Below are 21,151 nucleotides of genomic sequence, written 5' to 3' on the forward strand. Positions count from 1 at the left end.
AGTATTTTCCCGTGATCGACTGCCTCAAGTGTACTTATTATATTGCTACTAGAGTGGCTGCAATCAAAGTAATCACAAAGGCCGGTATTGCATTTCCAACAGGATGCTTGACTCTGAAATGTGAAAGGCATGCCACCAGCATCGTAATGCCAATCCCTATGCCTACCCATACGGCTACTGCCGGATTCCAGTAACCGATAACAAGTCCGACTGCCCCTGCTAGTTGAACGAGCCCAGTAGTAACTCGAAACCATTGCGGCAGTTTAAGCGACTCGAACATTTCAACAAAATTTTTCGCACCAGCCAGCTTGCTTCCGCCGCCAAAGGCCATGGAGACGAGCAGACAACTTTGTAAAATAACAAATATGATAATCATAAGGCCCCCTTCCTTTTTACAATTAGGCCAAAGCTTTTTCAAGCTCGCCGCACCATTTATTCCAGCCATACTTAGCTCCACCCAGCGCCGCAGCATTTGAGATTCCGGTTTGTTCGAGATGAAGGTTAACCTTTCCGCTTCCTAAATCTTGCAGCGTCCAGGTGACCGTGTGCTTCTCGCCGCTCGCCCAAGTATAGGACAACCGGTGTGGTTCCTCCACGATAAGTACTTCGCCTTCAATAATTCCATTCCAGTATTCGGACGGCTGAGTGCGAAATTGAAAACGGTGCCCTACAACGGGTTTAAAATCATTAGCCATCCCCTCACCGGTGTGGATGTTGGCCACCCACTTGGCAAGCTTGCTTGAATCGGTTATGGCGGACCAAAGCTTCTCGATCGATGTCGTGTACTGAAAATCCAAGGATAATGTTAAACTCATTCTTCTTCCTCCTCTAATAGTCGGTTCAAGCGCAACATATTCTCACTCCAAAAATTGCTGTAGAAAGCCACCCAATCTTGAATTTCTCTGAGTGGAGAGGCGTTGAGCCTAAATCTCGTTTCTCTGCCGACTTTTCGGTCAAGTACCAGTCCGGCCTCTTTAAGAATTGTCAAATGCTTGGATACCGCTGTACGGCCCATATCAAACTGTGCCGTTAACTCATGTAGCGGTATCTCCTCTGCCTCTGCTAACAGTCGAATCAGCCGGCGCCTAGTTGGATCTGCAATCGCATCAAACACATCCCGCAACTGGTTGTTCTCGCTCAAAACACCCTCTCCATTCTGAAGTAAAAATCTATTGGTGGAACGAATGGACAGCCGTTAATATTGCCGCCTCCCAAAGTAATGGCTGCTCTTCGGACGTAGCGCCCACGATCAGGCCGGGTTTCAACTTTCGCGGATGTTTCCGCAACGATAACCTTATGAGTTCCAATCATTCCAAATAATTACCTCTTAATTAGACACCGCTTGGTGTCGTTTTGATTATATGACACCATTCAGTGTCGTGTCAACATTATTTTTAAACTGCGCATCAAAACCGTTAGTCAGCTATGTTCGTGACCCAACTTTTATTGTATATTGCTACTGTGGTGCGGGAGTATGTTCTTGTCATTATTTTGCATGCATAAAATAAAAAACCGCGCACTGCGCGGAACTTAACGAATGTATGTTCTTGTCCCTCTTCAGACCGTTCGCTCTGAACCAGCTGCCGCAGGTTATACTGCTTTTCAGGTCTGGAGTTTCACTCGTTAGTGCCTCCTTCGGTATGCCTCGCCAAGAACCCGTCCAGGATCTCTGCCATTGGCCCGTTTTCCAACGGTCCTTTCAGCTCGTTCCTAACCAGAAGCAATGCAGCTGCAGGAAGCATTTGGATCGTCCGTAGCGCTTCGATCAGGGTATTCTCTTCGTCACTAAGACGTTTTATGTATTGCAACTCTATCGGTTTTGGTGTTATCACTAGTTTCACTCTCTTTCAGGAGGGGGGTGTCTCTCCATCGATATCATTAGTATTTGCAAATTGGATCGATATTAACCAAGACAATGTATACAATCCCTAACCATTCCAATGATATCCTCTGAGGTGATATCGTTGGAAAAAGAAAATAAAGAACCTACAGTTGCTCCAGGAATGAACACTCACGATGAAATAGAAAAAAAAGCGACAGAGGAAGAAATTCAAGAGAACGACTCAACATCTGTTACACGCCTCTTTCTTGACCGTACACCGGAGGACTGAGGTCCTCCGTCAGATCGACTTCTGAAAGGACTATGGTATCGGCTTCTCTTATGCAGGACCTAATGGAGAGGGTGATTTTGTTGCACCTTTATTTGTGCTTCTTTATTGTAGAATAATGATTCGGTTTCATTAAAGAATCGATTTTGATCTTCTGTTGAAATATATCCAAGTTCAATTCCCGTTGCTTTGGCAATAAAAGGATCAAGCGTGCAGAGCTTATATCCCGAAGAACACCTTTTCGCGCAAAGAAATCTCTAGCTCTCGTTATCGCAAACAGTGTAGGTAACCCAACATCATCCTGTAGGGTGGGAGCTCCTCCATGAGTTCCACCTTCCGCCCCATCCAAGGTTACGAAATCAACCTCAGCCTCTACAGCAATTTGCAACTCTTTTTCGAGATGATGCGTTGCGGCGATCTTTAGTCCGATCGGTACGCCTGTTTCATCTCGAAGCCGTTTTACCAATTGAATAAAATCATCCTTTGAATTCACTCCCGGAAGACGTGAATGAATTATCGCCTCTTCTCCTTCACGCAACCCAAAACTTCGCGAAAGTCCTTACCGATGTTTTTTGCGGTTGTGCGTTGCGGTGCTGAACCTTGCGCGCCTTGGCCTAATTGAATTTCAATGGCATCAAGGCGACTATATTTTTCGGGCGTATTCATCCAGCCGCCTCGATTATATTGACCGATGAATAACTGTGCTGCTTCCCGTTCCTCTTCAAGTAGACCCGCTTCGCCGGAATTCGTTGCTGTACCTACGGCGGTAGCTGCTCTCGCAAGGGCAATCTTCGTGCTTTTGCTTAATGCGCCTCCAAATGACATGGCGGCGATCATGATGGGTATCGAAACGGTCATCGGCTTTCTTGCACGAGGCCCTATGGTTACAGAGGTGCGGATTCCTACATTTTCAGGGGTCGGTAAGCGAAAAAGGTGGACGGGATTGAACATGATTTTTTCCCAAGGAGACAGATGGTTGGGGCTTCCAAGCGGGTGGGAGATGGGAGTCCCTTGATTCGCGCGCATTGCGATTTCGATAAGGTTTGTTATTCCAACCTTCTTCGTTGCGGGTATCATTTCAAACAGATTTTCCGTGTATTGGTCCCTGATAAGCCTCGTAATGGCTTTATCGACGGTTTCATTTACAGCCGAACGTATGATGTTTTCAATGAGTCTCAACACGTCTAGCACTCTCCCCGACTTCCTCGCGTTCGATTTCATTCTTCATACCTTCGACTTTCTGAGCCATGGCCAAACACATTTGCTTCATCGTTCCCAGTTGCCGGGCAGCATTTTGTTCTTCAACGGCAATATCCACCAGCGCGTTATGGTCGAAATTAGTGAGCTTATGATAATGCTCGCGTTCGATTGAAGAGAGCGTTCCTGCCATAGTTTCAATACGGTTAAGTTCGGAATGGATATAGGTGAGCGTATTCTTGAGGTCTTTATATTTATCCAATTTGATCACCTTCCTATTTTTTTCTTATTGTGTACCCCGTTCTTATGTTTTCCCATTTGATGAATGCTAATCATAGGAGAATGTAATAAAACTGTAATGGCCATCAATTGCCGCTCCTGCAAGAAAAGAGCGTTATTCTAAGTGCATACAAAGAAGCCGTTGATTTTCGCGTCAACGGCTGTCTAGTTCTTTATTTGAAAGATTCGAACTGAGTTCTTTGGACTTGTAGTATCATTTAAACTATTTAAACTACTTCTTCATGGTAAAGGGTAAACCGCCACCTCGCCTGTCGATGATTCGTAGGCTTGCAGGACCGTATCGAGCAGCCCTGGAAAACGCGCTTCCAAATCTTCATGCCGAATGCTCAGCAGCCTCTGCGTGCCTTGTATCCGGGTACGAACAATACCCGCTTCACGGAGTGTTCGCGTATGATGCGACAAGGTCGACTTGACGATTGGCAAATCAATACTTCCGCAAGACCCTTCCCCTATCTTGCACAATGTAGCTACCAAGCGTATGCGAATGGGGTCGCTTAATGCATAAAGTACCGAAGTGAGTTGAATATCTGCTCGATCGGGATGATGTAACACTTTCACGTAGGGCAGCCCCTTCCGTCGATAACGTGCAATCGCTCTTAGTTTATAGTTAGCAAGTTGTAATTGCATCGTATCATATTCCATGCTATATTTCTAATGTTCGATTACAATCGAACTATAGAACTTAGAGACGAGGGATATCATGCCAGTTACGGGCCTAGCCGATCGCGCAAGCGTAGAGAAGGAACAGATCAGGGAAGGTGTCGTTACATTATTGCTCGGGTTTTCCATCGTGCTTGTCATTATGAATACGATGATGTTTAACCTCGCACTGCCCGATGTCGCGCATGATTTCGCGCTTTCATCCACCTCGGTATCCTGGATCGTGACAGGATACTCCATTTTGTTTGCCATTTCGTCCATCACCTACAGCCGACTGTCCGATTTCGTTCCAATTCGACGATTGTATGTGATTGGCATATTATCGTTCGGTGGAGCCGCCATAATCGGTTTATTCAGCGATAGCTTTATCCCGCTCTTAATCGCGCGTCTGCTTCAGGCTTCCGGTGCGGGTGCCCTTCCGGCACTTTCCATGATCCTCATTACAAGATATGTTCCCGTGGGTAGAAGAGGCAAAGCAATGGCCGCCATTATGTCGGCTGCATCGCTTGGTTTAGGCCTAGGCCCCGTAGTCGGGGGCATAATTGTCGAATATTTGGGCTGGCATTATTTATTTGGCGTCACTTCGCTCACTTTGCTGCTTATTCCTTTCTTCGTCCGTTTGCTTCCCAAAGAAACGCCGTCGAAAGGAAGCTTTGATCTGCTTGGCGCCTTGTTCGTGGGGATCGGAACGACGGGTCTCCTGCTTTTCCTTACCAGTCAGGTCTGGTATTGGCTCATTGCCGGCCTGACTGCAATCTTCCTGTTTGTCGTGCGCATCCTTACGGCAAGAGATCCGTTTGTTCAACCGGCTCTTTTCCGGAACGCGCCTTATTTGATGGTCAGCGCCGTCGGGATCGGTGCCTATCTATGCAGCTTCGCCACCTTGTTCATCATGCCGCAAATTCTGGTGCACCAATTCGGACTATCGGCCAGCCAATCAGGCTTAATCATATTTCCGGGATCTTTGCTGGCTATGATTCTCTCTCGCTTAGTCGGCAAAATGATCGACCGTTACGGCAATCGCCTCATCATTCAATACATCCCGTTGCTCGTACTTGCTTCGGTCGTATTATTCGCGCTCTTCGCAGTCCGATCGTCATGGGCGATTCTATTCATCTATATGATGATGAGTATCGGCTTTACGTTCATTTCCAGCAGCGTCTCGAATGAGCTGTCCCGACTGCTGCCCGGATCCCAGGTCGGATCGGGACTAGGATTATTCCAATTGTTGCAATTTTTCAGCGGTGCATTCGGGATCGCGGCAACAGCAACGGCACTCGAATGGCAACAAGCCCGTACGCTTGCTTCCGCCTATGGCAGCATCTTCTGGGGAATGGCTATTATCGTCTTGCTCGCCATGGTCTGCTCCTTTTTCTATATCCGTCAGGCCAGTCAGACCAACCGGTGAGTATTGGTCGTCACTAATCCCTTCCTCGTAGCTTTCGTTCATGCCTCTCTCTCCAATTTCAACAGCAGGTAATACGAAAGAGGGACAATCATTAAGACCACGACGGGATGATACCTATGATTTTTGCCACTCCAAGAAGAGTCAGGAAGTAGGCAGGTAGCCAAGCAGTTGGGTAGTTTCCAAGAAAGTTTTGGGCGAATGAGCAATCTCGTTAAAGGCACTGATACCTGTAAGCGAGATTGGAATCATGGCTGTTAATCGTTTTGAATGTGTTGCTTTTTACAGCATCAAATTGTAACAGGCGAATCTTTGTAACCCTTTTTTCCTCCAACATAGCAACCTGAGGTTAGCTGCATACGCACATATGGGCTGTCCCTAAGCTAGTTGCTTTGGGGACAGCCCATATGTTTTATTGCGGCTGTTTCGTTTACGAGAATTCTCGCTTAGACGCTCTTTCGGATATGGGTACTCACTGGTTAGCTATATAGAGCGAATAATGAGGTATACCGCTTAGCGGTCCTCCAGAAGTAACGAGAACGTAATACTCTTTACCTGCAACGGCAGAGAATTGAAGGCTTTGGTAAGATCCGGCACTGTTAGAAACACTCAACATTGCTAACGGACCGTTTCCCGAATTCGGATTTTCGAACACAAGAATTCTATAGGATTGATTGTCAGAAGGAGCAAAAGATACAGTCTGACTAGCTGTATTAGAAGTTGTAAAACGATACCAGTCATAATCGTTGGCCATTAAGTATCCGCCAAATATCTGACCTTGAGTTTTGTAATATGCTGTCGCAGGCTGGTCGTTTGTAGGATTTTCGTACGTGTCGGCGGCAAAAACAGCTGTTCCGAACATGGACATCAATAACGACATCAAAAGGACTACTTTTAAGGACTTATTCATTATAAAATCCTCCCATCATAATTAGGTGCCGGCCGGCATCCCAATACCAAATGTACCAGTATACTACCAACTTTTACATATTTCTTAATACCTAACTTTATTTAGTAAGGATTACTTTATTGGTAACAACGAACCAATAAAGCAATATTTGGATGTAAAAAAATGACGAATAGCGAAATGGCTGCGCGGCGTGCCGCTGCTCGGCTCCCGAACTTTGTTATGATTAGGGATTAATAAACTGCCACTGCAGGTTGGTACTGGTGTTGCTGCCCCACATTTTCAAGTCGGAGCCGTTTGTCGTATTGCCGCCGCCATCCAAATAAAGACCGGTAGCCACATTTTTTATCCTGTAATTGCTTCCGTAAGCTTCCAATACCCACCGTTGGTTGTTGCTGGTACTGTTGCTCCACTGTCCGCAAATGGAGCCGTTTGCGGTACGGCCCATGCCGTCAAGATACAAACCTGTTGCTACATTTTTTAATTTGTAATAACTACCGTAAAACTCCATTTTCCATCGTTGGTTGTTGCTGGTGCCGGCGCTCCATTGACCTGCATTGGAGCCGTTTGCGGTACGGCCTATCCCGTCAATATACAAACCTGTAGTAACGTTCTTCATTTTATAATTGCCCATAGCGCTCATTATCGCATCAATAATTCCTTGCTCGGTTATAGCATTGGTAGACCTGTTAAACAATCCGAAACCATATTGTCCATTGTGTCCGTTATCCCAATAAACTGGTACGGAACTGTATTTCCTGGCAGTCTCGCTTACCGCTTTGGCAAATGCCGCGCGATACGTATCGTTCGATGAATCGAAGGCCGTTTTATCTATGGAACCGTATTCACCGATAACCACAGGGTATCCTTGCGTTACGAATTTATCATATGTGGACTTCAGTTGCGATTCCAAATAATCTTCCTGTCCCCAGGTTGATTTTTTCGAAGGGTTTGCAGCTGTTGCGCCCCATTGGGTTATTGTGCCGGACTCCTCACCTGCGAAGTCCCATGGCGAGTAGTAATGAACGGATATCATGATTCTCTTCTCGGAACTCGGAATTGTAGATGATCTATAATTGTCTGTTGGAAGCGAAAAACCGTAATTGCCCACTGTATAATCTATGTTCGTATTCCAGCCGGGAATAAGAAGCCATCTTGCACTATTGTTTCCTCCGGTCTGTCTTACGGTATCTACAAAGATTTGGTTATAAGTATTGAGATTTGAATAGTATGTGGTGTTAGGCGTGCCGTAAGTTCCATCAAATTCTTCGTTCATGGATTCAAAGATCAAATGCTCGTCATAATTTACAAACGTATTTGCGATCTGCTGCCAGGCTTTTTGATATTTTGCTCTAATCGTTGTTTGATCGCTTGAATTGACTAAAAGCCAAGAGCCGGCAACTGAATTGTAACCGTCTCCGTGCATGTTGATGATTACATACAGGCCCTCGTTGTAGGCATAGTCTACGACTGTTTTAACTCTGTTCAGCCATGTAGAATTAATCGTATAGTTCGGAGCACTCCCTATATAATTCAAATACGAGACAGGGATTCTGATGGTTTTGAATCCTGCTGCCTTTACCTTTTGAATGAGAGCCTGCGTTACAGCAGGATTGCCCCATGCCGTTTCGTTCGGCGTTCCGTTGGCGCTGGCTTCAAGTTGGTTTCCCAGGTTCCAGCCAGCCCCCATTTCGAATACAACCTGCGATGCATTCAACGGTGTGAAATCAGCTGTTTCTGCAGCTGATACTGCCGGACTCCAATCGGAAATCGCCATTGTAAACACCAATATCACGGCTAACAAACAGACCCTGAATGACTTGATTTTTGATAACATGTCACAAACCTCCGTCTCTTATTTGGCTTCATTGTAATCAATTTCAACGAAAGCGTTTCCATAAGACAACAACTCGATTCATCCCCCTTTCTTTTCCTGGAGACTGGCGTATGAATGGACACGATGCAATTTGATTATATAAGTATTCATGCATATAAATTACCCCATAAATTGGCACAAAAATCATATGGAAATATTGAAAAGGCTTTCAATAAAGCTCGAAAAAAGTCGCAGAGTACCGGCATTCATGCCGATGCCTGCGACTTTTCGGGGCGTCTTCATTCATTTGTCTTCATCGTCGGCCTGGGGACGTTTGCGTCGAATTCCTCCAGAACGTCTTCGCGTCTTTTCAAAGCTGCCGCCGAAGCGGCACGGTCAAGGGATCGACTTATTTATTATTCAGATTTCTTAAAACCATCGGCATCTTTTTTTCTTTCTTCGTTAACTTCTTCTCTGACTTGTAATTAGGATTGGCTGAATTAAACCTCGCCGCGTCCATTCCATCCATAATGTTCATCTGAATTCCTCCTTTGAGTTACTGTTATTGTCTCCTTATTTAATTGCAAAATCGGTTCCAAATACTGTTGTAAAGGCAATAAATGTGCTGCTTTTGGGTATCATAAACCCAAGGTGGTGTTTAACAATGTGGATTATAAAGACCGAACATAAAAGAGATGCGGACGGCGGAACTGCAGCGCTGGAACTGGAAACGGACGATAAGCGTTTTGATGTCAATATCAGGTGGGACGGCTGCGCTGAGATTCATGTTTATTCAATTACGGAAGAAAACCGTGAAATTAACGACACCTTCCATACATGCGATTTAAAAGGATTTATCGATGTTCTGCAATCGCTTAACAGCGTATGTAAAGATTACTTTGGCGAAGGAAGCTATTGGGAGGATTCTCATAATGTTGAATTTGTCTGAACTCGGAAATCTTCACGCCGATATTCAAACCGTTCACGAGGTTGTCCAAGCACTGAAGGTAACAATCGATGGTAAAGAAATTGAAATTGATATCCTCAGAAATCAGAACGGCCATTATTTTTATCAGCTAAGTCACTACTATATACATGCGGACAAAACCGATCCTCACGATCCGTCGGAAAATAGATTTTCAACTGTCGAAGAAGCGGCACGCGGAGCACTCCGCTGCGCTACAATGTTTTACCGGAGTACCGACGAAGGTGGAGCTTGGGTGAGAAATGAGTCATTCACTCCATAGTAAAATACGGCATCCTCACCCGTAAAAACAGCCATGCTCAAAGGAGCATGGCTGTTTTTCGGCTTCATAAAAACGAACTATCTTGCGTTTGGAAATATTCTTGCTACCATCTCATTAAATTGTTCCACGAATCCTGCGACTGGTCTTCCTTGTTGGACGTCGTCGACATATTGATTGATACGATCTACGAATTGCGGATTAGTGGAAACAAAGACATCCCGTATATTGGAATTCTCGGTTCTTACTTGGTTTGCGATTTGATCTTCAATATCTTGTGTTAACTTTTGTTGCTCATCGTCTAGTACTGCCGCAACGTAAGCATTTCGCTGCGTAACAAGGACGTTTGCTTGACGGATGCCTTTTAATTTCGTAATGTTTTCCGCAGCCCTGTCGGCTACTTCAACCCGTTCCTCTGCCGTATCCAATCCGTTGTTGCCATTGTTTCGCGCTCCGATAGCATTCGTATTATTCTGATTGTTGCGATCTTCGGTTACTTCCCTATTATCTGCATTTCCAAATGGACGATTAATCTGGTTATCGGCATTGCCGCGATCGCGCAAGATTTCCTGTCTGTCGTTTCGGGTATTCTGTTGTCTTACTTGGCCATTGTCCGTCAGGGCGCAACCGGTAGCAAACAGCATCAGGCTCATCATCAAAAGGACAAGACGTTTTACGGCAGTCATGTTGTTGTACATCGGGAAATTCATCTCCTTTTTTTTGCTTATATTCTCTCTTTCGTTATGCATCCATACATGCAAATTTATCCGTAAAAAATTACCGGAGTGAAAGGAGAAGTTCTACGCAGAATAGAACCTTGTTACGCCAAGATTCAGCAAGGAGGTGGCATATATGAATAAGACTAAGTCCATACTAGGAAAGATGAATAATCGAAAAGGCATTATTTCTTTAGTTGCTTTAGGAGTTGGAGCTGCTGCTTACGGCATTTCGCGGAGACGCAGATAAAATGAAAATCAATGGCATATGAATTATTGTTTAAGATAAACCCGTCTATTGTTAGCTCAACGAACCTGCCGTTAAGATAACGGCAGGTTCGCCTTGATATCATTGAGTTAATTTCTTTTTTCCCTATCTTTCTTCCAACGCTGCTTCAAATGCCGAAGAAACTTTTTCGAATACTTCATCATTTTCGATCACCGAAAGCTCATCATTCTCGTTAACCTGCAGAAAGAATACATCTAGATCCTCTTTCCCATTCTCCTCCTCCTCAAGCTCGTCCAGGTATGCAACTGCTATATAATGTTGGTTTTCTAAATCTAGAGAACCCATTACCTCGACTTCTTGTTCGACTCCCTCATCGTCCACTAACGTAAGAACTTCACCGTTTTCGATCACCATATTTAGCCCTCCCTGGTTGTAAGACTTATTTAACAGATGTATTTTCTCACAAAGGTTGAAAAAAATTCGTAGTAGCCGGTCTGTAGCGGCAGTCTAGGTCCTCCGCTTGTAGACATTCGTACAAACAAGTCACGTTCTAAGTACATACACTCTTATATCCGCTGAATCAGGAGGCCTTATTGTGTAGTATGAAAAAGAAATCAAAGCGACAAAAGCATTACATGCGCTTGCAAGGCAAAATCATTGATAGCTCAATTGATGAACTCAAGTTTTTGGATTCTCGTCCTGCAGCAATTTCAAAGCCTTCACTTCTTAAGTTGCTTGACCCTTTAACTCCTAAGACCCCAAAGTAAAAATGCATCAGTCACGTATGCATTTAGTTCTAGGGCAAAACTGTTTGATTCCGTCCCAACTACCCCAAATACACCCTTTGCAACGTTTAGGCTGTTTTGGACTAATTAGCGGGATTAATGTTTTGTGCATCTACAATCCTCCATTTCGACAATGGATAATGTATCCACACTTTCTATGTCTTATTCCATCTATTCAAAAAGCCCGCCGACCGATTGGTTTGCGGGTTTTTGCTCCCTTGATGGCATGCCCCCTCCGCCATGCTTCCCACAAAGTTGCCTTCCTCAAATAGCATTCACTGACAACTGAAGCTCAATTCCCTTATAATGCAGAGTATTTTCATCCTGTTTGATCCATCCTAAACATAGATCTGGATGAGATGTGGGGTGCTCGATATGCTGTATATCGCGACATTGGCGGGTCTTACTGCGTGGATGGCGATTTTGCTTCGGAAGAAAGAGTTATCGGTGCATGCGGTTATCGCTTCTTACGCGATTGCTGTCTTCTGCGCGGACATGCTGGAGGTCGGGTTCAATCTGCTGTTGAACCTCTACAAGTTTCCGACCCATCTGTTAAGCGACCCCGTAATGGATAATGAACTGGGCATCATTTTCGGGGACACCTTGATTTTACCCTTCGCCTTCATCGTGTTCGTTTATTACGGCAGGAAACATCCGCCGTGGCGGATTTCGCTCCTGTTTGCAGCGCTGTTCATTGGATTGGAATGGATCTATGTGCATTTCGGTTACATGATATACCTGCACTGGAGCTTGACGCTTTCGGCTGCATTCTATGTGGTGGGATTTCGCCTGGGCGCCTTTCTCGCCCCCCGAATCGCGGACTATGAACCCCCGGTTCCGCATCGCATCTACTTACTATGCTTCTCTCACACGATCATCATGTGGATCGGAGCGATATTCGCATCACCTTTGCTTAATCTGTATCAATTTAGGCCGAACGTTTTCGAGGACCGCATGGCGGATTGCCGGTTCATGGACCTTGTCTCGGGAGATGTACTTACGCTGCTCGTTACGATATGCGTGCCGTGGCTACCCGTTAGATGGAAAATTCCTGCGTATGCGGGGGTTGCTTGCATAGGCATAGCATTCGCATACTACGCTCATTACAAGGGGTGGCTAATCTACCATCAATGGAACCATTTATTTATGGCATTGCGGTACATCGTGCCCGTTTTTCTAGTGATGCTGTACGACCGGTGGGAGTCGGTGTATCGGATGCGGAGCGTACGCAGACAAAAAACCTCCTAAGGCCGGAGTTAAATCTTAGTCGGTTTACAACAATCTCTAATCTTACTTTATCATGAATATGAAGATCAAAAACCCCTCTGGTCAAAATGCCCAAAGGGGTGAAACGTTATGGCTTATTTACCAAAGAGGATTTGAATATTACATCAAGTATCTTCCTGTTATCGATTGCTCCGCACGGATGAGCTGCTGAGGTGTGCCCTCGAACACCAACTGGCCGCCCTTGCTGCCTCCTTCCGGTCCCAAATCGATGATCCAATCCGCTTGGCTGATCACATCGAGGTTGTGCTCGATGACGATCACCGTATTGCCGGCATCCACGAAGCGGTTCATGATCTCTAGAAGGTGACCGATATCTGACATATGCAGGCCGGTCGTCGGCTCGTCCATCACGTAGATGCTGCCCTTCTTATGCAGCTCGCTTGCCAGCTTGATGCGCTGGCATTCTCCGCCCGAGAGCGTGCTGAGCGGTTGGCCGAGCGTAATATAATTCAGCCCCACATCGCTCATTGCTTGCAGCTTGCGTACAACCTCTTTAAGTTCAAAGAATTCCAATGCTTGTTCCACCGTCATCTCCAGCACATCTGCAATGGACTTGTCGTTTAGCTTGTACGCGAGCACCTCTTCCTTGAAACGTCTGCCACCGCATACTTCGCAAGGCAGCTTCACGCTTTCAAGGAACGCAAGGTCTGTATAGACAACGCCCAGCCCTTGGCAATTCTCGCATGCCCCCTTGGAGTTGAAGCTGAACAAGCCTTGGTTCACCTTGTTCGAGGAAGCGAACGCCTTGCGCACATCATCCATAATGCCCGTATAGGTTCCGGGATTAGAGCGTGTCGACACGCCTACCGCCGATTGGTCGATGACGATCGCATCCGGATGCGTGCTGAGGAATACTTCGTTAATTAGCGTACTCTTGCCCGATCCGGCAACACCCGTAACGACTGTCAGAACTCCGGTTGGAATATCTACGCTCACGTTCCGCAAGTTGTGCAGTGTGGCATCCTGTATAGACAGCTTACCGGAAGGCTGCCTGCAGTCGCGCTTCAACTGAAGCGGCCGCTTCATATGGGTGCCTGTCAGTGTACCTGACTCAAGAAGGCCTTGATAGCTTCCTTCAAACACGATGGTACCCCCGCGGCTGCCGGCGTGAGGTCCGACGTCGACGATATGATCGGCTATCCTGATCACATCGGGATCATGCTCGACGACAATCACGGTATTGCCCTTGTCACGCAGCTTCTGCAACAATTCATTTAACCGGTGTACGTCTCGGGGGTGCAAGCCAACGCTGGGCTCATCGAAGATGTATGTGACATCTACCAGACTGCCGCTCAGGTGCTTCACCATCTTCACTCGCTGCGACTCGCCGCCGGACAATGTGTCGGTCTCTCGGTCGAGCGTCAAGTAATCAAGTCCGATGTCCACCAGATGTTGCAGCCGCTCCGTCAGCGACTTGACGACCGGCGCGGCTTTCGCGTCGTCAATCTCCCGAATGACACGGATGAGCTGCCCGACCTCCATGGAGGACATCTGCGCAATGTTGAGTCCATTAATCCTGCAGGCCAGCGCGGCCTGACTGAGTCTCGCACCGCGGCAGCTGGAGCACGGACCTTCGGTGATGTATGGCGCGACCGCTTTTTGCGTACGCTCGGACTTCATCTTCACATCCTGCTTAATGTATTTGTTGGTGAACTTCTCAATGACGCCTTCCACCGTAATATTCGTTGCCTTACCGGCGAAATCCATCTGTACTTTCCTTGCCTTGGCGTATAGCAACTGCTTCAGTTCCTCATCCGAATAATCGCTCAGCTTCTTGTCGAGATCGAAATCCCCCGACTGCACGATCATGTTCCATTCCCATCCGTTCACCGCATAGTCAGGCAGCATGATTGCTCCTTCATTTAACGACTTAGTCATGTCCAGCGCCTTGCTCATGTCGACGCCAAGTCTGCGGCCGATTCCGTTGCATTCGGGACACATGCCCTGCGGATCGTTAAACGAGAACATATGCGCTTGTCCGACATAGGGTTGACCCAGTCTGGAGAAGAGAAGGCGAAGAATGGGAGAAATATCGGTAATCGTGCCCATCGTGGAATGGGAACCGCCGCCCAGCCGCTTCTGATCCACAATAACAGCCATGCTCAGGTTCTCGATCGCATCCGTATCCGGCTGCGGAACGCGGGGCAGGAAATTGCGCACGAACATGCTGAAGTTCTCATTCAGCAATCGGGTGGATTCTGCGGCAATCGTATCGAAGACGATCGACGACTTGCCGGATCCGGATACACCGGTAAAAATGGTGATTTTGCGCTTGGGAATGCGCAAGGATACATTTTTAAGGTTATTTTCCCGGGCTCCGCGGATTTCTATAAATTCTTGAGTCATTAGATACCTTCCTTATGCGATTATTATGCTAATACCTCTTTCAACTTCTTGCTCCAATTCCTCAAGCCAAACCTTGTACCAATACGCGTAAAAACAGATCACATGATGGACAATAGATACCATTTAGAGATTTGTTCGATTACCAATCTTGAACTTCTCTGAGCGGGGAGGCTTTAGCCTAAATCGCGTTTCTCTGCATACTTTTCGGTCAAATTCCAGACCGGCCTCTTTAAGGATTGTCAAATGCTTGGATACCGCTGTACGACCCATTTGAAAACTGTGTCGTTAATTAATAAAGCGGTATCTCTTCAGCCTCTGCTAACAAGTGAATCAGTCGGCCCCTGGTTGGAACTGCAATCGCGGCAAATACATCCCGCTCCTGGTCGTTCTCTCTCACAACACCCTCTCCTGTTTTTTTGTTGATCCGCTAATGGGACACCATTTGGTGACGATTTGATTGTAGGACACCATTTGGTGTTGTGTCAACATGTATTGCCCCAGTAATAGAAACGGCGACAGCCATGGACTTGAAAACAAGTCCCGGACTGCCGCTGTTCGATTGAAATATAATGTCCCGTTTAGTCGAGCTATTGTGGGATATCTATGGAAGAATGGTGGATCGATTGCCGCGCCAAATTGGATAAGCACCTATCCTCTCAATTCGGGTGGATGCAGCTTGTCCTTGTTAAAATAATATCGTCGGTAATTGTTTATATGGCCGAAATAATACCGTGAGACTCTTAAAATGCGTTTCATGTTCAAGTCCTTTTTATACCAAAGTGATTTGAGCACTTTTTTCTGATTGTACAGCTCTTTAATTTCAGCAGATAATGCCGGTTCAGTTACGTATTTTCGCAATACGACTTTCGGTACATTTGTCCAAAGGGCTGTTTGGTCACTATATACGCAATCTGCGTCTTTGCCGTATACAACATTATCTATCAGTGCAGCTATCATGTTAAGTCCTGCCGCCTTGACAAAAAAACTGCTTCGGCCAAGTCGCGGGTTAATTTCGAACATCATATATTTGCCTGTTCTGCTGTCATATTTCATATCGATATTGGAAAAACCGACATAACCGATGTTTTCAAGAAATACCTTTACCTTCTGATAAATATCCATATCGGAACGACAAATAATCGCAGAGTAGTTGCCAAGCGTTTTCGGCGCATATTCCTCAAGCACCGGCTGGCCGAGACAAATCATTTTCACTTTCCCATTGTCGTCGGAGTAGCTATTGATGACACGCATCGAGCTGTCCCCGCCTGGAATAAATTCTTGGATAATTAACTTTCCTTTGTACTCGGAAGTGTTCATGTTTTTGATCATCGATAAATACTCATCCTTAGTGTTAAAGAAATACACCTTCTTCTTGCCTTCAAAATGACAATGCAAATACGCGTAAGCATTGCTGTTTTCGGGCTTTACGACAATTGGAAATTGAAAATCCATGTGTTCCAGCGCTCTTTCACGCTCATGCGGTTCGCAAACAATCGTTTTCGGATAATCCAGTTCATGTTTTTTACATAGTTTATAGAATTTATCTTTCGTATCAAGCGTATCAAGTAAAGCCTCGGAAATAAAATGATTCCCAATAAGTCCTTTGAATTTGCTATAATGCCGCGACAACATATTGGCATAGTAATCCGAGCAAGGAATGACGATTAGTTTTCTGTTCGGAGCGACGTGTTTTTCTAATATGGAAAGAAGAGCGCCTGGAAATACATTCTCATGGTCGAATCGCTCGATTTGAATGAGATCAAATAATTTACTATTCATGGTTGGGATTAACAGCCGGGTGCACAGCAGCAGTGGCTTGATCTGATAAGTCTCGTGGATAAGTCTTACGTTTCCATATGCGTTTTCATCGCTTCCAAGTATAATCGGTAAAAAATCATAACTGTTCATGTTTTCTCCTTGTTCAACATGTTCTACATTCATTCCTCTTATTATATCAATAAACATGCCTGCATTAGAGCATTAGTAACACGCAAAGTACTTTTCTTGTCCAAATACGGCAAAGTTTTTGAAAAAACGAATCCCCTACTTCGCCTCTTAATCGGGTAAAGAAGGGGATTCATTGTTTATTCAAGTTCAGACTAATGGTTGATATCGCATTTGTTTAATATGAACGAGATTTGATTTTCATGTCGATTGATCGTATAATGCGATTCTTTGTCTTCTGTTTGCTGTCCACGGAGCGATTCGAGCTCCTGCTTGAGCTGATGCAGATCATCTCCCGCATTGGCACGATCATAATTGCTCTCGAGGTTATCGAGCATGTTTTATCCTCCAATCGATTGCTAGATGTACCTGACTATAATGTTGGATTTCAATTCATTTATTCATTTCCTCAGATTTTACTGTATAGATAATTGTACGTGTATGTACTTCAGGAATGGCACCGCCTAGCAAAGTAAGTACGACAAATCTAAACCACCAATTTTGAGGTTGAATAAACGTCCTCATGACGGACATACTACCGCCTGAAAGGGGTGTTGAAGATGGGTCGCAAGAAAGACATCGCAAGCGAACGTCCGCTTTCGGACAAATCGGAGATTGAACAAGCAAACATTCGAATGGATCGCGAATTTTACGGTGATACGGACATCGAGCATCCGGAAGAATCGACAGTTCCTTTCGTAAACCGCAATCAGAGCTGACTCCTGTTTATTCGGTAGGAAAGAGAAGTTATAGTTGAGCGAAGGGCTGAAATGAAGGGCTGCCGTTTGGCAGCTTTTTTCTTATTAAATTCTCGGTTCCACGTTTCTCCGGCCCCTGTAATGTTGCTCCTTGTCTAATACGCTCAATATGAACGCTTTTCTCTACTTATTACACAATTTCTCCCTGGATTAAACTGCCCAATTATATTCCAACCTTCATCGACGAATATGACGAGTCGATTCTCTTGCCACCGACATGGAAAGCCAGAACATTACTAATGCAAGCACAGGATGAACCGCCCCTGCACCTGGAACATTTGCCGTAAAGTATTGGGCAAAAATAAGAGCGAATATAGCCCCACTTTTCCAACGCAATATATTCGGGAGTCTACCAGTAAATGCAAGGATCAGCATTAACAATGGTAAATATTCAAACAGATGCACAAATATGGTGTGATCCTTCCAATGTGAAGGATCGGTAAAAACAGCCATTCCAGCTAAAAACGTTTGCAAGGTCACACAACCAAAAGTCAGCCAAGCCAAAACCACAAAAACATATCGAGAAACTTTGACCCCTCTACCTTCACTCTTCTTCTTGGATATTCCCTTCATTCATCACTTCCCCTTTTCCAAATAATCTTTTAATATAACGGATAATAGTAAATCTCAACACAGACAAAGGTAGGGTTTCTCCCTAGACTTAAGTCAAAAGTTCCGCTTCAACAATTTAAGTTTCGTTAAAATAAAAAAGGCCGCAGCTACGCGACTATTGAGCTTATATGTTCTGTCCTTAGACACAAGTATTCTGATATATCGGACTTTGTTGTTTATGATTAACTTCTAGATTCTGCTTTTTTAAGTGCTTTGCCAGCGATTACCCGCGAAATATTTTCAACTCCTGCACTAACGTACCAAGGGAGTTGAATAGCTTTCTACGTACCGGAAAGCAACAGCGATTATTAACCCGTCTGTTCTCGGGCGGGATTATCAGCTACGGACCGGTCTGTATAAGTCAACTTCGACCTTCTGCGGCCCGTCGGCCCGACCAGCCATCGCCCTAACGGCAGCTTTTCCAGCAGACTGGACAAACCGATCGCGCCAGCCGCAACCAAGATAAACGTAATCAACGCCGCCGGCAGATGTGACCCGCTGAGCTGCATGGACCGCGTTACCAGACCCACCAGCATGAGCACAAATGCGTGAGCCAGAAAACCACCGAACGAATGCCGTCCGATAAACCGCAGGATGCGGTAAAGCGCGCCTTTCCGTCTCTGCAACATCAGAGCGAACCCGTACAGCAGAAGCAGTTGGGTGACGATGATCAAGAAAGTGGAAGGCTTCAAATAGCTGGAAACCTGTAAATTCATTCGCTCTGTCGAGAAGCGCAGGACGTCGTATCCGAGCCAAATATACGCCCCGATGAACAGTAACACCGTCCAACCCATCGCATCAGCCACAAACGTCCGAAACCTAGCCAAGCCGAAGGCGCATACGCTGCCTATAAGGAAGTAAAATACGTACATCACAAAATAATAAGATCGGTACGTGATCAGCCCCGACCAAAAACCGCCCGCGGAAGCAGCCCAGTCAGGCATTTTGTAGTAGGATAACCATAATAGCCCGCCGTATATAAGGCCGAGCGCCACTGACGCCCGCGCAACCCGGTTGAATGATCTCCCTTGCGGATGGGGGTGCAGACGCTCCCGGAACGATGCGACCACCTTGGAAAACAGCGGGAATAACAAGTAAAACTGAAAAATCATGATGATAAACCAAAGATGGTAGCCGTTGGTCGGCTTTACCAGTTGCAAAAAGATATTCGGCCAGGCTGAAGGCTGCATTAGCTTGGAGCCGATAACCCCTTCCATCGCGATCCAGTAAATAATCGTCCAGCATAGAAATGGCACAAAGATATCACCGAACCTTTTTCGAATAAACGAACGATAGTTAAGCTTCCCGCTGTAATTGTAAAATAGGATGAGACCGGACAGGAACACGAACGTCGGCGTGCCGAAACGGGTGAAATGAAACAGCATCGCCAGCATGATCGAGTCTGCCTGCATGACGTCCGGCCGATAAATATACTCCGCAATGCAATGCTGAAGCGTCACCGCCAAAAAAGCAAACGCACGAAGAAGTGTCACTTCTTCGATCCGTTCTTTTTTCTGTCGAACCTCCGGCTCAGACGCCTTCTCTTCCATTCCCGCTTGCAGATTTTTCATAGTTCACCCATCCTCTATTCTAAGATGCAAAAGATATTTCTGATTATAGCGGACAAATATTAGAGGAAGATGAACTATCCGTTGAACGAGGCTAATTTGTATTATGTTTAGACAATTATAGAATGAATTTGATCCACTTTCCGAGAAAAGCAATAGCGGCTCCCTTCAGAGAGCCGTCCTATCGTAATTTTTATAGAACCCTTGTATGAATGGTAAGTCTTGTTCCCCTTTATTCGTCGCGACTCACACGAAAACCTTGATCGGGGCCCTTGCCATTCGCCTCGAAATTGTTCAGATAAGATAACTCGCCGACTTCGCCCATCCAACTGCCGCCCTTCACAACCCGGGTAGAGTTGCTATTGCTATCCGAGTCTCCGTACCCGTTCCAGCACCATTCCCTTACATTGCCTGACATATCGTAAAGCCCTAACTCGTTGGGTTTCTTGACACCGATAGATTTTGTTTGATTGTGGTTGCTTTCTACGATAGGCCAGTTCCAATCTCCTGATAAGTTTTTATCTCCGGCGTTTTTCCAATGCCATGCTACATCATCCGCGTTATTACTCCCGCTGTAGGTGTAACTCTTGCTCATCTGGCCTCCGCCTGCAGCATATTGCCACTCCGCTTCTGTCGGCAATCGGTAACCATTAGCTTCTTCATTAATCGTTACTGTCCATTTTATATCATCGTACTCACTTTTGTTTTTCGGGTCTTTTTTATTTTTGTCTATATTGTAATACGGTGTTAAGCCCTCTTTTATACTTCTTTTATTACAGTACTCCAAAACGTCATACCAACTTACCATTTCTACCGGCAAATGGTCGCCTTTGAATTCTGAGGGATTACTTCCCATTACCGCAAACCACTCTTTTTGAGTTACCTCATATTTTCCGATATAAAAGCTCGATAACGATACATTTTTCCCATAGTAGTTGGACTTTGTGTTCATAAAAGTCCCGCCTTTGACAAATACAAAGTCATCAGGCATTGTATCAGGCTTTTTATCAGGCTTTTCTTGCGAACAAGCGCTGACAACAACCATTACTGCCATTAAAAGAAAGATTGATAACTTTCTCATTGATATATCTCCTTTAAACGGATAGGAAAAATTGTAGGCCGTGACGGCCTACAATTTGCTTCCGGCATCATCGAGGGTCGTTCTTCTAGCGGGAAACGGCCCTCAACGCGCCCGGATTGACGGAGCAAACTGGAGGGGAACGTCCATCGGCCTGTCTCAGACTATTAGAGATCGGTTCCCTCCAGAAT

Annotated in this window: 26 protein-coding genes and 1 pseudogene; 8 read left to right on the plus strand and 19 right to left on the minus strand. The window is 45.6% G+C overall.

Annotated elements, in window-relative coordinates; translation table 11 throughout:
- Nucleotides 1–37 precede the first annotated feature (37 nt).
- From J2T14_RS30280 to J2T14_RS30295, 4 genes are all read right to left on the minus strand, one after another.
- On the minus strand, nt 38–445 hold the full coding sequence (locus J2T14_RS30280) for a DoxX family protein (protein ID WP_307476876.1): 408 nt from the start codon (nt 443–445) through the stop codon (nt 38–40).
- On the minus strand, nt 399–815 hold the full coding sequence (locus J2T14_RS30285) for an SRPBCC family protein (RefSeq protein WP_307208566.1): 417 nt from the start codon (nt 813–815) through the stop codon (nt 399–401). Before J2T14_RS30285 ends, J2T14_RS30280 begins: the two co-directional genes overlap by 47 nt.
- On the minus strand, nt 812–1,141 hold the full coding sequence (locus tag J2T14_RS30290; RefSeq protein ID WP_307208565.1) for an ArsR/SmtB family transcription factor: 330 nt from the start codon (nt 1,139–1,141) through the stop codon (nt 812–814). Before J2T14_RS30290 ends, J2T14_RS30285 begins: the two co-directional genes overlap by 4 nt.
- A gap of 475 nt (nt 1,142–1,616) precedes the next feature.
- Nucleotides 1,617–1,832 (minus strand): hypothetical protein, encoded by a 216-nt coding sequence (locus J2T14_RS30295; protein ID WP_307476877.1) that lies wholly within the window; start codon nt 1,830–1,832, stop codon nt 1,617–1,619.
- A gap of 132 nt (nt 1,833–1,964) precedes the next feature.
- Between J2T14_RS30295 and J2T14_RS30300 the strand changes: the two genes are divergently transcribed.
- Nucleotides 1,965–2,111, plus strand: a complete 147-nt coding sequence (locus tag J2T14_RS30300; protein WP_307476948.1) for a hypothetical protein — start codon at nt 1,965–1,967, stop codon at nt 2,109–2,111.
- 88 nt (nt 2,112–2,199) lie between these two features.
- On the opposite strand, the gene J2T14_RS30305 is transcribed toward J2T14_RS30300, so the two are convergent.
- The 4 genes from J2T14_RS30305 to J2T14_RS30320 all read right to left on the minus strand — a co-directional run bounded on the left by J2T14_RS30305 (nt 2,200) and on the right by J2T14_RS30320 (nt 4,163).
- On the minus strand, nt 2,200–2,601 hold the full coding sequence (locus J2T14_RS30305; RefSeq protein WP_307476946.1) for a glutamate synthase-related protein: 402 nt from the start codon (nt 2,599–2,601) through the stop codon (nt 2,200–2,202).
- 20 nt (nt 2,602–2,621) lie between these two features.
- On the minus strand, nt 2,622–3,290 hold the full coding sequence (locus tag J2T14_RS30310) for a glutamate synthase-related protein (protein ID WP_307476878.1): 669 nt from the start codon (nt 3,288–3,290) through the stop codon (nt 2,622–2,624).
- Nucleotides 3,274–3,567, minus strand: coding sequence for a hypothetical protein (locus tag J2T14_RS30315; RefSeq protein ID WP_307476880.1), 294 nt, complete (start codon nt 3,565–3,567; stop codon nt 3,274–3,276). The genes J2T14_RS30310 and J2T14_RS30315 overlap by 17 nt, the downstream gene beginning before the upstream one ends.
- A gap of 257 nt (nt 3,568–3,824) precedes the next feature.
- Entirely contained in the window at nt 3,825–4,163 is a 339-nt protein-coding gene (locus J2T14_RS30320; protein ID WP_307476882.1) for an ArsR/SmtB family transcription factor, read from the minus strand.
- A gap of 142 nt (nt 4,164–4,305) precedes the next feature.
- On the opposite strand from J2T14_RS30320, the gene J2T14_RS30325 reads away from it, so the two are divergent.
- On the plus strand, nt 4,306–5,673 hold the full coding sequence (locus J2T14_RS30325; protein WP_307476884.1) for an MFS transporter: 1,368 nt from the start codon (nt 4,306–4,308) through the stop codon (nt 5,671–5,673).
- Nucleotides 5,674–6,142: 469 nt separating this feature from the next.
- Here the strand turns inward: J2T14_RS30325 and J2T14_RS30330 are convergent, their stop codons facing one another.
- Together J2T14_RS30330 and J2T14_RS30335 are read right to left on the minus strand one after the other, a co-directional pair.
- Nucleotides 6,143–6,580 (minus strand): hypothetical protein, encoded by a 438-nt coding sequence (locus J2T14_RS30330; RefSeq protein ID WP_307476885.1) that lies wholly within the window; start codon nt 6,578–6,580, stop codon nt 6,143–6,145.
- Between the two features lie 223 nt (nt 6,581–6,803).
- On the minus strand, nt 6,804–8,414 hold the full coding sequence (locus tag J2T14_RS30335; protein ID WP_307476888.1) for a cellulase family glycosylhydrolase: 1,611 nt from the start codon (nt 8,412–8,414) through the stop codon (nt 6,804–6,806).
- Nucleotides 8,415–8,528: 114 nt separating this feature from the next.
- On the opposite strand from J2T14_RS30335, the gene J2T14_RS30340 reads away from it, so the two are divergent.
- From J2T14_RS30340 to J2T14_RS30350, 3 genes are all read left to right on the plus strand, one after another.
- The gene (locus tag J2T14_RS30340; RefSeq protein ID WP_307476890.1) at nt 8,529–8,882 is read left to right on the plus strand and encodes a hypothetical protein; all 354 of its coding nucleotides are present in this window, start codon (nt 8,529–8,531) and stop codon (nt 8,880–8,882) included.
- 175 nt (nt 8,883–9,057) lie between these two features.
- A complete protein-coding gene (locus J2T14_RS30345) occupies nt 9,058–9,342 on the plus strand; it encodes a hypothetical protein (RefSeq protein ID WP_307476892.1) in 285 nt (94 codons plus the stop codon).
- Nucleotides 9,326–9,640 carry a hypothetical protein gene (locus tag J2T14_RS30350; RefSeq protein ID WP_307476895.1) on the plus strand — a complete coding sequence of 105 codons (315 nt, stop codon included), beginning with the start codon at nt 9,326–9,328 and terminating at the stop codon, nt 9,638–9,640. Before J2T14_RS30345 ends, J2T14_RS30350 begins: the two co-directional genes overlap by 17 nt.
- 77 nt (nt 9,641–9,717) lie before the next feature.
- Here the strand turns inward: J2T14_RS30350 and J2T14_RS30355 are convergent, their stop codons facing one another.
- Together J2T14_RS30355 and J2T14_RS30360 are read right to left on the minus strand one after the other, a co-directional pair.
- Complete coding sequence (locus J2T14_RS30355; RefSeq protein WP_307476897.1) at nt 9,718–10,335, minus strand: YhcN/YlaJ family sporulation lipoprotein; 618 nt, start codon at nt 10,333–10,335, stop codon at nt 9,718–9,720.
- Between the two features lie 391 nt (nt 10,336–10,726).
- Nucleotides 10,727–10,996 (minus strand): DUF1292 domain-containing protein, encoded by a 270-nt coding sequence (locus J2T14_RS30360; RefSeq protein ID WP_307476899.1) that lies wholly within the window; start codon nt 10,994–10,996, stop codon nt 10,727–10,729.
- Between the two features lie 188 nt (nt 10,997–11,184).
- On the opposite strand from J2T14_RS30360, the gene J2T14_RS30365 reads away from it, so the two are divergent.
- Together J2T14_RS30365 and J2T14_RS30370 are read left to right on the plus strand one after the other, a co-directional pair.
- Nucleotides 11,185–11,349 carry a hypothetical protein gene (locus J2T14_RS30365; RefSeq protein ID WP_307476901.1) on the plus strand — a complete coding sequence of 55 codons (165 nt, stop codon included), beginning with the start codon at nt 11,185–11,187 and terminating at the stop codon, nt 11,347–11,349.
- Between the two features lie 384 nt (nt 11,350–11,733).
- Entirely contained in the window at nt 11,734–12,615 is an 882-nt protein-coding gene (locus J2T14_RS30370; RefSeq protein ID WP_307476903.1) for a hypothetical protein, read from the plus strand.
- 138 nt (nt 12,616–12,753) lie between these two features.
- Here the strand turns inward: J2T14_RS30370 and J2T14_RS30375 are convergent, their stop codons facing one another.
- The 4 genes and pseudogenes from J2T14_RS30375 to J2T14_RS30390 all read right to left on the minus strand — a co-directional run bounded on the left by J2T14_RS30375 (nt 12,754) and on the right by J2T14_RS30390 (nt 17,282).
- Complete coding sequence (locus J2T14_RS30375; protein ID WP_307476905.1) at nt 12,754–15,000, minus strand: excinuclease ABC subunit UvrA; 2,247 nt, start codon at nt 14,998–15,000, stop codon at nt 12,754–12,756.
- Between the two features lie 142 nt (nt 15,001–15,142).
- A pseudogene (locus J2T14_RS30380) lies at nt 15,143–15,397 on the minus strand (ArsR/SmtB family transcription factor); the annotation flags it as partial.
- A 251-nt stretch (nt 15,398–15,648) separates the two neighbouring features.
- Entirely contained in the window at nt 15,649–16,941 is a 1,293-nt protein-coding gene (locus J2T14_RS30385; RefSeq protein ID WP_307476908.1) for a carboxylate--amine ligase, read from the minus strand.
- 158 nt (nt 16,942–17,099) lie between these two features.
- Nucleotides 17,100–17,282, minus strand: a complete 183-nt coding sequence (locus J2T14_RS30390; protein WP_307476910.1) for a DUF2524 domain-containing protein — start codon at nt 17,280–17,282, stop codon at nt 17,100–17,102.
- A 222-nt stretch (nt 17,283–17,504) separates the two neighbouring features.
- Here J2T14_RS30390 and J2T14_RS30395 point away from each other — a divergent pair, with 222 nt between their 5' ends.
- Complete coding sequence (locus tag J2T14_RS30395) at nt 17,505–17,663, plus strand: hypothetical protein (RefSeq protein WP_307476912.1); 159 nt, start codon at nt 17,505–17,507, stop codon at nt 17,661–17,663.
- A 216-nt stretch (nt 17,664–17,879) separates the two neighbouring features.
- On the opposite strand, the gene J2T14_RS30400 is transcribed toward J2T14_RS30395, so the two are convergent.
- From J2T14_RS30400 to J2T14_RS30410, 3 genes are all read right to left on the minus strand, one after another.
- Nucleotides 17,880–18,275, minus strand: coding sequence for a DUF6220 domain-containing protein (locus J2T14_RS30400; protein ID WP_307476914.1), 396 nt, complete (start codon nt 18,273–18,275; stop codon nt 17,880–17,882).
- Nucleotides 18,276–18,622: 347 nt separating this feature from the next.
- Nucleotides 18,623–19,885: an acyltransferase gene (locus J2T14_RS30405; protein WP_307476916.1), complete on the minus strand. Its 1,263-nt coding sequence runs from the start codon at nt 19,883–19,885 to the stop codon at nt 18,623–18,625.
- A 229-nt stretch (nt 19,886–20,114) separates the two neighbouring features.
- On the minus strand, nt 20,115–20,963 hold the full coding sequence (locus J2T14_RS30410) for a formylglycine-generating enzyme family protein (protein ID WP_307476918.1): 849 nt from the start codon (nt 20,961–20,963) through the stop codon (nt 20,115–20,117).
- Between the last annotated feature and the right edge of the window lie 188 nt (nt 20,964–21,151).

This window comes from Paenibacillus harenae, assembly GCF_030812415.1.
Lineage (GTDB): Bacteria > Bacillota > Bacilli > Paenibacillales > Paenibacillaceae > Pristimantibacillus > Pristimantibacillus harenae_A.